This window comes from Mesorhizobium sp. M0778 (assembly GCF_040320105.1).
Taxonomy (GTDB): domain Bacteria; phylum Pseudomonadota; class Alphaproteobacteria; order Rhizobiales; family Rhizobiaceae; genus Mesorhizobium.
Map to the genome: position 1 here is coordinate 57,346 of NZ_JAMYPA010000011.1, position 14,449 is coordinate 71,794.

The window sequence follows — 14,449 nt, forward strand, 5'->3', positions numbered from 1 at the left end:
CGCCTTGGCCCGGATGTCGCATTAATTTGCTGTCACGTTTGTGCGACCGCAAGTCGTGCGCAGCACCTGGGGCAAAATGCATCGTCGCCACTATACAACCATCGGCTTTTCAACGGCGACGGGACGTGTTACGAGCCAGCGCCAATCCTGAAAGGGAAGAAGACGAGTCGGCGCTGTCCATCCAGGGCGAGCGCCTTTCCTGCATTCCGAGGGCTGGCCATGGCAAAAATCATCGAGACGTCCACCGGCGCATTGGCGCTGACCTTTGACGACGTGCTGCTGCAGCCCGGTCATTCCGAGGTCATGCCTGGCGAGACCGACATCCGCACCCGCATCGCCGGCGACATCGACCTCAACGTGCCGATCCTGTCGGCCGCCATGGACACGGTCACCGAGGCGCGGCTTGCCATCGCCATGGCCCAGGCCGGCGGCATCGGCGTCATCCACCGCAATTTCTCGCCGGCCGAACAGGCCGAGCAGGTGCGGCAGGTAAAGAAATTCGAATCCGGCATGGTGGTCAACCCCGTCACCATCGGTCCCGAGGCGACGCTGGCCGATGCGCTGGGTCTGATGCGCACCTACAGCATTTCGGGCATTCCGGTGGTCGAGAACGGCGGCACCGGCGGCCACACCGTCGGCCGGCTCGTCGGCATCCTGACCAACCGCGACGTCCGCTTCGCCTCCGACCCGGCGCAGAAGGTCTATGAGCTGATGACCCGCGAGAACCTGATCACCGTCAAGGAGAACGTCGATCAGGACGAGGCCAAGCGGCTGCTCCATCAGCACCGCATCGAGAAGCTGGTTGTGGTCGATCGGGACGGCAATTGCGTCGGGCTGATCACGGTCAAGGACATCGAGAAGTCGCAGCTCAACCCGCACGCCACCAAGGATGCGCAGGGACGCTTGCGCGCCGCCGCCGCCACCAGCGTCGGCGATGACGGTTTCGAGCGGGCCGAGCGCCTCATCGACGCCGGCGTCGACCTTCTGGTGATCGACACCGCGCACGGTCATTCGCAGCGCGTCCTGGATGCGGTGACGCGGGCCAAGAAGCTTTCCAACTCGGTTCGCATCCTGGCCGGCAACGTCGCCACAGCGGAAGGCACGCTGGCGCTGATCGATGCTGGCGCCGACGCGGTCAAGGTCGGCATCGGGCCGGGCTCCATCTGCACCACCCGCATCGTCGCCGGCGTCGGCGTGCCGCAGCTCTCGGCAATCATGTCGGCGGTCGAGACGGCGCAAAAATCGGGTGTCTCGGTCATTGCAGATGGCGGCATCAAATATTCGGGCGATCTGGCCAAGGCGCTGGCCGCCGGCGCCAGCGCGGCGATGATCGGTTCGTTGCTGGCCGGCACCGACGAGAGCCCGGGCGAGGTCTATCTGCACCAGGGCCGCTCCTTCAAAGCCTATCGCGGCATGGGCTCGGTCGGCGCGATGGCGCGCGGCTCCGCCGATCGCTACTTCCAGGCCGAGGTGCGCGACACGCTGAAACTGGTCCCGGAAGGCATCGAAGGGCAGGTGCCGTACAAAGGACCTGTGTCTGGCGTGCTGCACCAGCTTGCGGGCGGCCTGAAAGCCGCTATGGGTTATGTCGGTGGCCGCGACCTTGCCGATTTCCGCGAGCGCGCCACTTTTGTGCGGATATCCAATGCCGGACTTCGTGAAAGCCACGCCCATGACGTCACGATTACCCGCGAAAGCCCGAATTATCCTGGCGGAGCCTGATCGCCATGCGCATTGGCGCAATCTGGCGGCGATGATCCTGCGGCTGTCGCGCCACGCCGCCGCACTCTGTTTCGCCACCGTGGCGATTTTCATCATCATGACGGCGATGGAGTTCCTCTATTTTCGCCAATTGAGCGGCGGCCTGCCGTCGCTCGACATGCGCTATGCCGGTTTCACCCCGGATGAGGGCATGGCCTGGCTGACGGCGCTCGGCCGGCGTGGCAGCGAGATCATTCTCGTCTGGCATTACCTGACCTTCGACCTGCTGTTTCCGGCGCTGCTGTCGCTGACGATGGTCAGCCTGATCCTGGCAACGGGCCGGCGGCTGAAGAATTTCCATTCGCTGCCTGCGCAAACCCAGTCGATATTCGCAGCTGTGCTGGTGCTGCCCTACACGCTCGCCGACTATGCCCAGAACATCGCCGTGGCTCGTCTTTTGTCCGATTTCCTGTCTGCCAATCCGGATTCGCTATCCTTTGCCTCGGCGCTGATCGTCACCAAATTCGCGCTTCTGGCGGTGCCGGTGACCGTCATTGCGGCTTTCACTCTGATGGCTCAGAAACGGCCTTGAAGGCTGGGTGACAACGACAGAGGGCGTCTTGAACCAGACCGCGATCTTCTGGCCGATGCTGGCGCAGGTGCTGCTGGTCTATATCGTCTATGTCGTAATGGGCCGGCGCCGCTATGGTGCGGTCAGGTCGGGCGAAGCCAAGACCGGCCAGTTCAAGACGCGCTCGACGGAGCCTGGTTCCAGCATCACCGTCGCCAACAATCTGAGCAACCAGTTCGAACTGCCGGTGCTTTTCTACGTCTTATGCCTGACGCTGCACGTGACCAATGGCGTCAATTATCTGACCTTGGCGCTGATGTGGATCTTTGTGGTCTCCCGCTATCTTCACGCATCGGTCCACTTGACCAGCAATCGGCTAATCCTGCGCAGCAGGGCATTCTACGTGGGCGCGGTAGTTCTCGCACTTGGCTGGATATGGCTGGCGCTGCATCTGCTCGGCTTGGTCTGAGCAAGCTCAAGCTACAAATCGAACACCGCGATCTTGCGCTTGTCGAACCTGATCGCGAGTTCACCGCGCACCAGCCTGAGCGCGGCCTCGCCAAAGACGGCGCGCCGCCAGCCTTGCAATGCCGGCACATCGGCGTCCTCGCCCTCTGCAGCGATGCGATCGATGTCGTCACTGGAGGCGAGTACCTTCGATGCGACACCTTCCTTTTCGGCAACGATCCGCAGCAGCACCTTCAGCAACTCCGCCGCGGCGCTCGACCCCTCCGGCGGCTGGAAGCTCTTCGGCAGCTTCGGCATCTCTTCCCTGGGCAGCGCCAGGGCAGCGTTGACTGCGCCAAGCAGTGCCGTCGCCGTCGACGAGCGCTCCCAGCCCTTCGGCGTGGTACGCAGCTTGCTCAGCGCCGCCGTATCGCGCGGCGCCTGCTGCGCTACTTCGTAGATCGCATCGTCCTTGAGCACCCGGCCGCGGGGCACGTCGCGCTCGCGCGCTTCGCGTTCGCGCCAGGCGGCCACCGCCTGCACGATCGCCAGTTCCTGTGGCTTGCGCAGCCGCATCTTGAGCCGCTTCCAGGCATCCTCGGGATGCGGATCGTAGGTCTCGCGCGAGGTCAGCACGTCCATCTCCTCGTTCAGCCAGTGGGCGCGGTTTTCCCGCACCAACTCGGCGCTGAGGTGCTTGTAGACTTCGATCAGATGGGTGACGTCGGCGAGCGCGTAGTCGAGCTGCTTTTCGGACAGCGGACGATGGCGCCAGTCGGTGAAACGCGACGACTTGTCGAGCCGCGCGCCGGTGATGCGCTGCACCAGCTGGTCGTAGGAGACGCTGTCGCCGAAGCCGCAGACCATCGCCGCGACCTGGGTGTCGAACACCGGATGCGGCACCAGATCGCCGAGATGCACAATGATTTCGATGTCCTGTCGCGCCGCATGGAAGACTTTGACGATCGCCTCGTTGGCCATCAGCCTGAAGAACGGTTTCAGGTCGATGTCGGGCGACAGCGGATCGATCAGCGCCGTCACCCCGGGCGCTGCCATCTGGATCAGGCACAGGATCGGCCAGAAGGTCGTTTCGCGAATGAATTCAGTATCGACGGTGACGAATTCCGCCTTTTCGAAAGCGGCAATAACGGTCTCGAGTTCGTTCTGGGTGGTGATGACGTGCATCAAATCGCTTTTGGCAAGGGATAGGGTCTCTTTCAATTTCAGCCGCGCGCGCTTTCGTCAAGCGCAAGCACCTTTATCGGGCTTTGCGGGTTCATCGGGATCGGCATTCCGCTTCGCCAACCGGGCAAAAACCGTCGATGTGCGCAACAGCGCCGTAAAACGGCTGCGATGGCTCGCCGGCACAGCAGAGCGCGCCCGCATCCGGAAAAGGATGACCGCCACGAAGATCGCATAGACGGTGGCGCTGAACACGAACAGCGCGCTCGGCCCGAAATATTGCATCACCGTCGAGGCTGCGAAGGGGCCGCCAATGGCGCCGAAGGAATAAAACAGCATCAAGGCTGCGTTGATCAGCACAAACTCGCCCTTGTCGGCGCGGTCGTTGGAATGCGCCGCCGACAACGAATAGAGCGGCATGGCAAAGCAGCCGAAGATAAAGACGAGCAGGAAGTTGAGGAACGGGCTGCCGCCTGCCACGAACGCCAGCGCCAGTGCCGCCACCATCGCACAGCACGTCGTCATCAGCAGCACCGAGCGCCGGTCCCAGTGGTCGGAGAGATAGCCAAGCGGATATTGGATGATGGCGCCGCCGAAAATGCCGACGCTGACGAAGGTGACGACGTCGGCGACCGACATGCCGATCTGCTCGGCATAGACCGGCGACAGGGTGCGGAAGGCGCTGTTGGTCACGCCGACGGCGATGCAGCCGAAGCAGCCAAGCGGCGAGATGCGCCAGACGCGTGCCAAATCGAGTTTGACGTCTTCCGGCGGCGTCGGGTTGGAGCGGTCGCCGAGCGAAACCGGCACCAGCGACACGGTGATCATCATCGACATGATGGCGAAGATGGCAAAGCCGCCGGCGCCGAAGATCGGGATCAGGAATTGGGCGCCCGTCACCGAACCGATGTCGACCATGCGGTAAATGGCAAGCACCCGCGCCCGGTCGGTGTTGGTGACGCCGGAATTCAGCCAGGCTTCCATGATGGTGAACAGGCCGGCAAAGCAGAACCCGCCGGCAAAGCGCACGGCGCACCACATCACCGGATCGATGACCAGCACCAGCAGCAGCGTTCCCGCCGAGGCGATCGCCGCCAGCGCGGAAAAGGCGCGCACATGGCCGACGGACTTCATGATGCGGGTGACGGCAAGGCAGCCGAGCAAAAAGCCGGCGAAATAGAACGTGCCCATCAGGCCGATAGAGGAAGCGGGAAAACCCTCCTGCGCACCACGCAGCGCAATCAAAGTGCTCTGCAGGCCGTTGCCGCCGAGCAGGATGCCGGCGGCGATCAGGAGCGGGATCAGCGGGCGGATGGAGGACATGAAGGAAAGCCTGTCGTTGATCCTTCTTGAACCATCGCCTTCGCCAATGCCAGCGGCAATTCCCGGAGGCGTTGGGGCCAGCCGGGGGCTGCCGCTTCGCGCCGGACGTTCCGTGTTGGGAACTCAAGGCGTATCTTTGTAGTTCAGTGCTGGTGGGCGAATGCGCGTCTTGTGAGCTGCGGGTGTGCTGAGGACGGTGTCGGGCATCGACGTCCGTTTCTGCTGCTGCCTGAAGCTCCAAAGGGAGATCCGACATCATGAAGTTTCGTTCCGCATTCGCTGGATTTGCCGTGGCCGCAGTTCTGGCGGCCGGGCCGGCGCGGGCTGTCGACCTCGCCATGGTGTCGGGCGATACCGGCAACGGCCAGAGAATCCTTCGCGAGATCCTCGATCAATACGAGAAGAAGACCGGCAACAAGGTTAGCGTGGTTCCGGTGCCGCCCTCGGGGACCGACCAGTTTAGTCAATACAGGCTGTGGCTTGCCGCTGGAAACAGCGACGTTGACGTCTATCAGACGGACGTCATTTGGGCCCCCCAGCTTGCAAAGCAGCTCGTCGACCTGACCGCGGCGACCAAGGATGTCGTCGGCGCTCATTTCCCATCGATCATCAAATCGCAGACCGTCGACGGCAAGCTCGTCGCCTTGCCGATATTCACCGACGCTCCGGCGCTCTACTACCGCAAGGATCTCCTCGACAAATACGGCGCCAAGGTCCCGACCAGCTGGGCCGAGCTTGCCGATACTGCCAAGCTTGTCATGGACAAGGAACGCGAGGGCGGCAACAAGGACATGTGGGGCTTCGTTTTCCAGGGCAACGCCTATGAGGGACTGACCTGCGATGCACTCGAATGGGTGAAGTCGAACGGCGGTGGTCAGATCATCGAGCCGGACGGCACGATCTCCATCAATAATCCGCAAGCAGCCGCGGCGCTGGAAATGGCGAGGAGCTGGGTGGGAACCATCTCGCCTCCCGGCATTCTGGCCTATCAGGAAGAAGAGTCGCGCGGTGTCTGGCAGACCGGCAACGCCGTCTTCATGCGCAACTGGCCCTACGCCTATGCGCTTGGCAACAGCGAAAGCTCCCCCATCAAGGGCAAGTTCGAGGTGACGACGCTGCCGTCCGGGTCGGGTGAGGGCGCCCGCCCGGCAGCAACGCTTGGCGGCTGGAATCTTGCGGTTTCCAAATATTCGAAGAACCCGGCCGCAGCCGTCGAGCTGGTCAAATGGATCGCTTCGCCTCAGATGCAGAAGTACCGCGCCTTGAAGGGGGCATATCTGCCGACCATTCAGGCGCTCTATGACGATGCCGACATCGCCAGCGCCCAGCCGGTTATCCCGCGCTGGAAGGAAGTTGTCCTCAACGCGGTGCCGCGTCCCTCGGCCCAGGCCAAGACCAGGTACAATGAGGCATCGAGCGAGTTCTGGACCGCCGTCCACAACACCATGTCCGGCGAGGGCACGGCCGCCGACAACCTTGCCGATCTGGAGTTCTCCTTGACCAGGCTCAAGGGCACCGCCTGGTGACCTCGCCGCGCTCAGGCTCGCTGCTGGCGCGTCAGCGTGTGCGCTCGGCATGGCTGCTGCTTGCCCCGATGCTCATCGTGCTCGCCGCCGTTGCCGGCTGGCCGTTGATGCGCACGATCTATTTCGGCTTCACCGATGCCTCGCTCGCCGACCTCGAAGCCCGCCGCTGGGTTGGCTTCGCCAACTATTTCTCCGTCCTGCAAATGCCGAGCGGCCGCGTCATCTATGACGGGCTGCTCGCCGATCCGGTCTGGTGGCGCGCCGTCTGGAATACGGTGCGCTTCGCGGTGATTTCGGTAACCTGCGAGACGGTGCTCGGCATGATCGTCGCGCTGGTGCTCAACACCAAGTTTCGCGGCCGCGGCATCGTACGCGCCGCGATTCTAATCCCTTGGGCCATCCCGACGATCGTCTCGGCGAAAATGTGGCAGTGGATGCTCAATGACCAGTTCGGCATCATCAACGACGTCCTTCTCAAGCTCGGCCTGATCGGCACCAAGATAGCCTGGACGGCCAGCGCCGACACTGCCATGGTCGCCATCCTCATTGTCGACATCTGGAAGGCGACCCCGTTCATGGCGCTTCTCATTCTCGCCGGCCTCCAGATGCTTCCACAAGAAATCTATGAGGTCGCCAAGCTCGACGGCGTCGGCGCATGGAAAGTTTTCTGGAAGATCACCTTGCCGCTCATCCGGCCGGCGTTGATGGTGGCCATGATCTTCCGCGGTCTCGATGCGCTGCGCATCTTCGACCTGATCTACGTGCTCACGCCAAACAATATCCACACCAAGTCGATGTCGGTGTTTGCCCGCGAGAGCCTGTTTGAGTTCGACAAGTTTGCCTACGGCTCCGCCGCCTCGACGCTGCTCTTCCTCATCCTCGCTCTGCTGACCATGCTCGTTCTGTGGCTCGGCCGGATAAGACTGGACAAGGACTATTGATCATGTGGGGCTGCTGACCATGTGGATCGTCAAGCGCACGGCTTTCTACCTCCTCGTCGCCGTTATTGTCGTCGTCGCGGTATTCCCGTTTTACTACGCCATCGTCACCAGCCTGAAATCAGGGACGGCGCTCTTCCAGATCGACTATTGGCCGAAGACGATTACCTTCAGCAATTACAAGACCGTTTTCACCGAAGGGACCTTCCTGCGCAACCTCGTGAACTCGCTGTTCATCTCGAGCGCCGTTGTCGTCATTTCGCTGTTCCTCGGCGTCACCGCCGCCTATGCCCTGGCGCGCATCCGCTTCCGCGGCCGCTCGGCTCTGCTCCTCATTATCCTGTCCGTCTCTATGTTCCCGCAATTGGCGGTGCTTGCCGGGCTTTTCGAGCTGATCCGGGCCTTCGGCCTCTACAATTCGCCGTTCGCGCTGATCTTGTCCTATATGATCTTCACCTTGCCGTTCACCGTCTGGGTGCTCACCGCCTTCGTTCGCGACCTGCCGATCGAGCTGGAGGAAGCGGCGATCCTCGACGGCGCCACGCCCTGGATCATCATCAGCCGCGTTTTCCTGCCGCTGATGTGGCCGGCGCTGGCGACCACCGGGCTTCTCGCCTTCATCGGTGCGTGGAACGAATTTCTGTTCGCGCTTACGTTTACCTCCAACAACGAGCAGCGAACCGTGCCGGTCGCCATCGCGCTGCTCTCCGGCAGCTCGCAGTTCGAGATCCCGTGGGGCAACATCATGGCCGCATCGGTGATCGTCACCGTGCCGCTCGTCATCCTCGTCCTGATCTTCCAGCGCAAGATCATCTCCGGCCTCACCGCAGGCGGGGTCAAGGGATGAGGTGCATAATTGAACTGCTGGACAGAGCAGCGAACTCGGATTAACGCCTCTGGCATAAATTGATGCCGGTGGGACAGGGGCGGGAAGAACGCGAACTCGTCCCGGGCGCCGCTTGCCTTGACAAATGCACACTCTCATGTGCTTTTCGCGCAAATTTTCAGGCCGGGCCATCGTGCTTTGGCCGCAACCAACATCCGGACCTAGCAATGACAATGCATCGTTACCGCAGCCATACCTGTGCCCAGTTGAGGAAGAGCGACGTCGGCTCTTCCGTCCGCCTGTCGGGCTGGGTGCATCGCGTGCGCGACCATGGCGGCCTGCTGTTCATCGATTTGCGCGACCATTACGGCCTGACTCAGATCGTCGCCGATCCGGATTCGCCGGCCTTCAAGATCGCCGAGACCCTGCGCGGTGAATGGGTCGTCCGCGTCGATGGCGAGGTCAAGGCGCGCCTCGCCGACACCGTGAACCCTAATTTGCCGACCGGCGAGATCGAGATTTTTGCGCGCGAGATCGAGGTGCTGTCGGCGGCCAGGGAATTGCCGCTGCCGGTCTTCGGCGAGCCGGATTATCCGGAGGACATCCGCCTCAAATACCGCTTCCTCGACCTGCGCCGCGATACGCTGCACAAGAATATCGTCGCGCGGACGAAAATCATCGCCGAGATGCGCAAGCTGATGGGCGAGGTCGGCTTCACCGAATTCTCGACGCCGATCCTGACCGCCTCGTCGCCGGAAGGGGCGCGCGACTTTCTGGTGCCGTCGCGCATCCACCCCGGCACTTTCTACGCGCTGCCGCAGGCACCGCAGCAGTATAAGCAGCTGATCATGGTGTCCGGATTCGACCGCTACTTCCAGATTGCGCCGTGCTTCCGCGACGAGGACCCGCGCGCCGACCGTCTGCCGGGTGAATTCTACCAGCTCGACGTGGAGATGAGCTTCGTCGAGCAGGAGGACGTGTTCACCACCATGGAGCCGGTGATGCGAGGCGTTTTCGAGACCTTTGCCGCCGGAAAGCCGGTGACGCAGAAGTTTCCGCGCATCGCCTATGATGTCGCGATGCGCAAATACGGCACCGACAAGCCGGACCTGCGCAACCCGATCGAGATGCAGGCCGTCTCCGATCATTTTCGCGATTCCGGCTTCAAGGTATTTGCCAACATCCTTGCCAACGATCCGAAGGCCGAGGTCTGGGCCATTCCGGCCAAGACCGGCGGTTCGCGCGCCTTCTGCGACCGCATGAACTCATGGGCGCAAGGCGAGGGCCAGCCCGGCCTCGGTTACATCTTCTGGCGCAAGGAGGGCGAGAAGCTTGAAGGCGCCGGGCCGCTGGCCAAGAACATCGGCGAGGAGCGCACCGAGGCGATTCGCCTCCAGCTCGGCCTTGCCGATGGCGATGCCGCTTTCTTCGTCGCCGGCGACCCGAAGAAATTCGTCTCCTTCGCGGGTGCGGCGCGCACCCGCGCCGGCGAGGAGCTCAACCTTGTCGACCGTGATCGCTTCGAATTGTGCTGGATTGTCGACTTCCCGTTCTTCGAATGGAACGAGGAGGAGAAGAAGATCGACTTCGCGCACAATCCGTTCTCGATGCCGCAAGGTGGCATCGATGCGCTTAACGGCGAAGATCTGCTCGGCATCAAGGCGTTCCAGTACGACATGGTCTGCAACGGTTTCGAGATCGCCTCAGGCGGCATTCGCAATCATCTGCCCGAAACCATGGTCAAGGCGTTCGAAACGGTCGGGCTGGACCGCGCAACCGTCGAGGAACGCTTCGGCGGCCTTTACCGTGCCTTCCAGTATGGCGCGCCGCCGCATGGCGGCATGGCGGCCGGCATCGACCGCGTCGTCATGCTTCTGGTCGGTGCCAGGAACCTGCGCGAAGTGACCATGTTCCCGATGAACCAGCAGGCCTATGACCTGTTGATGAACGCCCCGTCGGAAGCCAGTCCGCAGCAGCTTCGCGAATTGTCGCTGCGCGTCGTGGCAACGAAGAAAGAGGTTTAGGAAACGCTCCGAACCGGTCCTGTGGATTCATAAAAAAGCCCGGCATCGCTGCCGGGCTTTTTGCTTGAAGGCTGTCTCGGTCAGTCTTCGTTCGCGGTAACCGTCACGCCAAGCGTTTTCGGCAGGTCGAGCGGGTTGGACATGGCGCCCGCCATGATCAGCGCGAACGGCACCGCTGCCGGCGGCTCGGCCGAGACCTCGATGCTCTGCGGATCGTCGAGGAACTTGTTGACCGCGGCCGAAACCTGCGCCGTCAGTTCCGGATTGTTGAGCTGCGCCATGCCGAATGGCACGATCGCCTTGGCCTGGTTGGCAATGTCCTTGCCGGACATGCCTTGCTGCTTGCCGGCATAATCGAGCACCTTCTTGGTCAGCGAATCGTCGTCGAAGCGGATCGAGGCGCTGTTGAACGATAGCTGCTGCAGCAGCCCGAGCATGGCCATGCCTTGCGCCGAATTGTCGGCGCCTTCAGGCTGAGCTGCCATCTTCTTCTGCATCTCCTGCATCGATTTGATGACATCCAGCGTGTAGCCGCCGAGATTGAAGGTCATGCCGAGTGTGCCGGCATTGTCGACCGAAATTTCGTATTTCGACAAATCCATCTTGCCGTCGGTAGGCTGCCAGGTGCCTTCCATCTCAAGATTGCCCGATATGTTCTGGTAGCCGAGTGCGTTGATGACTTCCTTGGACTTCGGATCTTCGACCAGCGTCAGGTCGGCAGTGAACTTTTCCGTGGTGCCGGAGAACGCCATGGCCTTGCCGTCGGCCGGCGGCGTGATTGCGATGGCAAGCCCGTCCATCGAGAAGGCAGTCTTGTCGGCGACCTTGACGGTCATGTTGTCGAGCTCGGCCGATTTGTACATCATCAGCGAGCCCAGCGGGCCGCTTGCGCCTTCGGCCGGAACCGTCATGTCGTGGATGACGAAGGGGCTGAGATTGAGCGTGACGCCATCTTCGCTGTGTTCGAACGGCGAAGTCGATACGGTCGCGATTTGATAGCCGCCATTGGCTTCGGTCACGCCTTCGAGCTTGACGTCGCCGATCTTGAGCGCCTCCTTTTCGGCCGCCGGTTTGACCGCTACGCCTTGCAGAACCATGCTGGAGGTGTCGCCGGTTACTCCGGTCCAGGAGAGGTCGACGCCCTGGGCGGCGAGGGCAGCCTTCAGCCGGTCGGCAACCGCGGTATCCTGCGCGAACGCCGCATTCAGCGGCAGCGTCAGCAAAAAGGTGGAAAAAGCCAGTCTTTTAATAAGTGTCGAGTGTCTGATCGTCATCGAGAGCTCCCCTGAGAGTGTCCTGAAATTCTTTTCAAATCGTCGCGTCGTCACCATTCAGCGACGAACTGGACCGGAAAAAGGCGGGCCTCGGCACAATGGTCGAAAATCGCGGCCAAAGGCAAACCCGATCCATCAGGCTTGCGATAGAAGCCGGATGTAACGGATTGATGTTGGCCGGCGTCGCGACGCTTCCAATTCCTGTTGCACAATGCAGGTCGCGCAAAAGTGTGCAGCGGTTTTGCGCGACATGGATCAAACAAGGACCTAAAGCGCGCGCATAAGGCCGGTCGAACGCGACGCGCTTTAGGAGGACGTATGCCGGCGCCTCTTGCCGCGAATCACCCGCTCGGCTAGTGCCAGCCCATGGGAAAAAGGCTTTTGCCGCCTGAAACTGGCGGCGGCGACAATATCGAGCCGGTCGATCTGAAGAAGGCGCTGGAAGAGCGCTATCTCGCCTACGCGCTGTCGACCATCATGCACCGGGCGCTGCCGGACGTGCGCGACGGGTTGAAGCCGGTGCATCGCCGCATAATGCATGCCATGCGCTTGTTGCGGCTCAACCCCGACCAGGGCTTTGCCAAATGCGCCCGCATCGTCGGCGAGGTGATGGGCAAGTTCCATCCACATGGCGACCAGTCGATCTACGACGCATTGGTGCGGTTGGCGCAGGATTTTTCGATGCGCTACCCGCTGGTCGACGGGCAGGGCAATTTCGGCAATATCGACGGCGATAACGCCGCCGCCATGCGCTACACCGAAGCGCGCATGACCGACGTGTCGACGCTGCTGCTGGAAGGCATCACCGAGGACGCGGTCGATTTCCGCCCGACCTACAACGAGGAAGACGAGGAGCCGGCCGTGCTGCCCGGCGCCTTCCCGAATCTGCTCGCCAACGGCTCGTCCGGTATCGCCGTCGGCATGGCGACCTCGATCCCCCCGCACAATGCGGCCGAGCTTTGCGACGCCGCGCTTCACCTGATCGATCATCCGGATGCACCCGTCACCAAGCTGATGGACTTCGTGCAAGGTCCGGATTTCCCGACCGGCGGCATCATCGTCGACAGCCGAGCCTCGATCCTCGAAGCCTACGAAACGGGACGCGGCGGCTTTCGCGTCAGGGCGAAATGGAGCCAGGAGGACCAGGGCAGGGGCACCTGGAACATAGTCGTCACCGAGATCCCCTACGGCGTCCAGAAGGCCAGGCTGATCGAAAAGATCGCCGAGCTCTTGATGGCGCGCAAGCTTCCGTTGCTCGAGGATATCCGCGACGAGAGCGCCGAGGACATCCGCGTTGTGCTGGTGCCGAAGAGCCGCTCGGTCGATCCCGGCATCATGATGGAATCGCTATTCAAGCTGACTGAGCTCGAAAGCCGCTTTCCGCTCAACATGAACGTGTTGTCGCGCGGCAAGGTACCGAACGTGCTGTCGCTGAAAGGCGTGCTCAAGGAATGGCTGGAGCACCGCCGCGACGTCTTGATCCGCCGCTCCAAGCACCGTCTCGGCGAGATCGAGAGGCGGCTGGAGATCCTCGCCGGCTATCTGATCGCCTATCTCAACATCGACGAGGTGATCAGGATCATCCGCGAGGAGGACGAGCCCAAGCAGGTGATGATGGCCCGCTGGTCACTCACCGACACCCAGGCCGAAGCCATCCTCAACATGCGGCTGAGGGCGCTGCGCAAGCTCGAGGAATTCGAGATCCGCGAGGAATTCAACGGCCTGACCGGCGAGAAGAAGCAGATCGAGGCATTGCTTGCGTCCGACGCCAAGCAGTGGGCGACGATCAAGTGGGAAGTCGCCAATGTTCGCCAGAAATACGGGCCCGAGACCGAGATCGGCAAGCGCCGGACCGAGTTCGCGGACGCGCCCGAACATGACCTGACCGATATCGCCCATGCCATGATCGAGCGCGAGCCGGTCACCGTCGTCGTTTCGGAAAAAGGCTGGCTGCGGGCCATGAAAGGTCATCTGACCGACCATTCGGCCCTGACCTTCAAGGAAGGCGACAGCCTCAAGCTCGCCTTCCACGCTCAGACGACCGACAAGGTGCTGGTCTTCACCACCGGCGGCAAGTTCTACACGATCGGCGCCGACCGGCTGCCGGGCGGGCGTGGCCATGGTGAGCCGATCCGCATCATCGTCGACATGGACAACGACCAGGATATCGTCACCGCCTTCGTCCATGACCCCAAGCGCAAGCTGCTGCTGGTTTCGCATGACGGCAACGGTTTCATCGTGCCGGAAGAGGAGGTCGTCGCCAACACCCGCAAGGGCAAGCAGGTGATGAACGTCAAGGCGCCCGACGAGGCCCAGCGCTGCGTGAGCGTCGCCGGCGACCATCTCGCCATTGTCGGCGAGAACCGCAAGATGCTTGTGTTTCCGCTGGCCGAGATCCCGGAGATGGGACGCGGCAAGGGCGTGCGCCTGCAGAAATACAAGGATGGCGGTGTCCTCGACCTCAAGACCTTCACGCTCGCAAGCGGCCTATCCTGGCAGGATTCGGCAGATCGCACCTTCACCAAATCGCGTGACGAGCTTGCCGAATGGATCGGCGCCCGCGCCTCGGCCGGTCGCATGGTGCCGAAGGGGTTCCCGCGCACGGGCAAGTTCGGGTAGCGCGCGAAGGAGCGTGAC

The 14,449-nt window shown here is 62.2% G+C and carries 11 protein-coding genes; 8 read left to right on the top strand and 3 right to left on the bottom strand.

Annotated features, from left to right (window positions below; genetic code table 11):
- The first annotated feature begins 219 nt into the window (after positions 1-219).
- The 3 genes from guaB to NKI22_RS17255 are packed head-to-tail and all read left to right on the top strand — an operon-like array spanning position 220 to position 2,741.
- Positions 220-1,722 (top strand): IMP dehydrogenase, encoded by a 1,503-nt coding sequence (gene guaB / locus NKI22_RS17245; protein ID WP_352458563.1) that lies wholly within the window; start codon positions 220-222, stop codon positions 1,720-1,722.
- A gap of 31 nt (positions 1,723-1,753) precedes the next feature.
- Entirely contained in the window at positions 1,754-2,293 is a 540-nt protein-coding gene (locus NKI22_RS17250) for a hypothetical protein (RefSeq protein ID WP_031193481.1), read from the top strand.
- 28 nt (positions 2,294-2,321) lie between these two features.
- Positions 2,322-2,741 carry an MAPEG family protein gene (locus NKI22_RS17255; RefSeq protein WP_023717240.1) on the top strand — a complete coding sequence of 140 codons (420 nt, stop codon included), beginning with the start codon at positions 2,322-2,324 and terminating at the stop codon, positions 2,739-2,741.
- An 11-nt stretch (positions 2,742-2,752) separates the two neighbouring features.
- Here the strand turns inward: NKI22_RS17255 and rnd are convergent, their stop codons facing one another.
- Together rnd and NKI22_RS17265 are read right to left on the bottom strand one after the other, a co-directional pair.
- On the bottom strand, positions 2,753-3,904 hold the full coding sequence (gene rnd, locus NKI22_RS17260) for a ribonuclease D (protein WP_023717241.1): 1,152 nt from the start codon (positions 3,902-3,904) through the stop codon (positions 2,753-2,755).
- A 57-nt stretch (positions 3,905-3,961) separates the two neighbouring features.
- Positions 3,962-5,224, bottom strand: a complete 1,263-nt coding sequence (locus NKI22_RS17265; RefSeq protein ID WP_352851972.1) for an MFS transporter — start codon at positions 5,222-5,224, stop codon at positions 3,962-3,964.
- A gap of 257 nt (positions 5,225-5,481) precedes the next feature.
- Here NKI22_RS17265 and NKI22_RS17270 point away from each other — a divergent pair, with 257 nt between their 5' ends.
- The 4 genes from NKI22_RS17270 to aspS all read left to right on the top strand — a co-directional run bounded on the left by NKI22_RS17270 (position 5,482) and on the right by aspS (position 10,538).
- Positions 5,482-6,750: an ABC transporter substrate-binding protein gene (locus NKI22_RS17270; protein ID WP_352495294.1), complete on the top strand. Its 1,269-nt coding sequence runs from the start codon at positions 5,482-5,484 to the stop codon at positions 6,748-6,750.
- A 68-nt stretch (positions 6,751-6,818) separates the two neighbouring features.
- Positions 6,819-7,691: a carbohydrate ABC transporter permease gene (locus NKI22_RS17275; protein WP_352481315.1), complete on the top strand. Its 873-nt coding sequence runs from the start codon at positions 6,819-6,821 to the stop codon at positions 7,689-7,691.
- A 19-nt stretch (positions 7,692-7,710) separates the two neighbouring features.
- Positions 7,711-8,535 (top strand): carbohydrate ABC transporter permease, encoded by an 825-nt coding sequence (locus tag NKI22_RS17280; protein WP_352495346.1) that lies wholly within the window; start codon positions 7,711-7,713, stop codon positions 8,533-8,535.
- Positions 8,536-8,747: 212 nt separating this feature from the next.
- On the top strand, positions 8,748-10,538 hold the full coding sequence (gene aspS / locus NKI22_RS17285) for an aspartate--tRNA ligase (RefSeq protein WP_352481313.1): 1,791 nt from the start codon (positions 8,748-8,750) through the stop codon (positions 10,536-10,538).
- An 80-nt stretch (positions 10,539-10,618) separates the two neighbouring features.
- Here the strand turns inward: aspS and NKI22_RS17290 are convergent, their stop codons facing one another.
- On the bottom strand, positions 10,619-11,812 hold the full coding sequence (locus NKI22_RS17290; protein ID WP_352815984.1) for an aq_1923 C-terminal domain: 1,194 nt from the start codon (positions 11,810-11,812) through the stop codon (positions 10,619-10,621).
- Between the two features lie 366 nt (positions 11,813-12,178).
- Here NKI22_RS17290 and parC point away from each other — a divergent pair, with 366 nt between their 5' ends.
- The gene (parC, locus tag NKI22_RS17295) at positions 12,179-14,431 is read left to right on the top strand and encodes a DNA topoisomerase IV subunit A (protein ID WP_352640049.1); all 2,253 of its coding nucleotides are present in this window, start codon (positions 12,179-12,181) and stop codon (positions 14,429-14,431) included.
- Positions 14,432-14,449 lie beyond the last annotated feature (18 nt).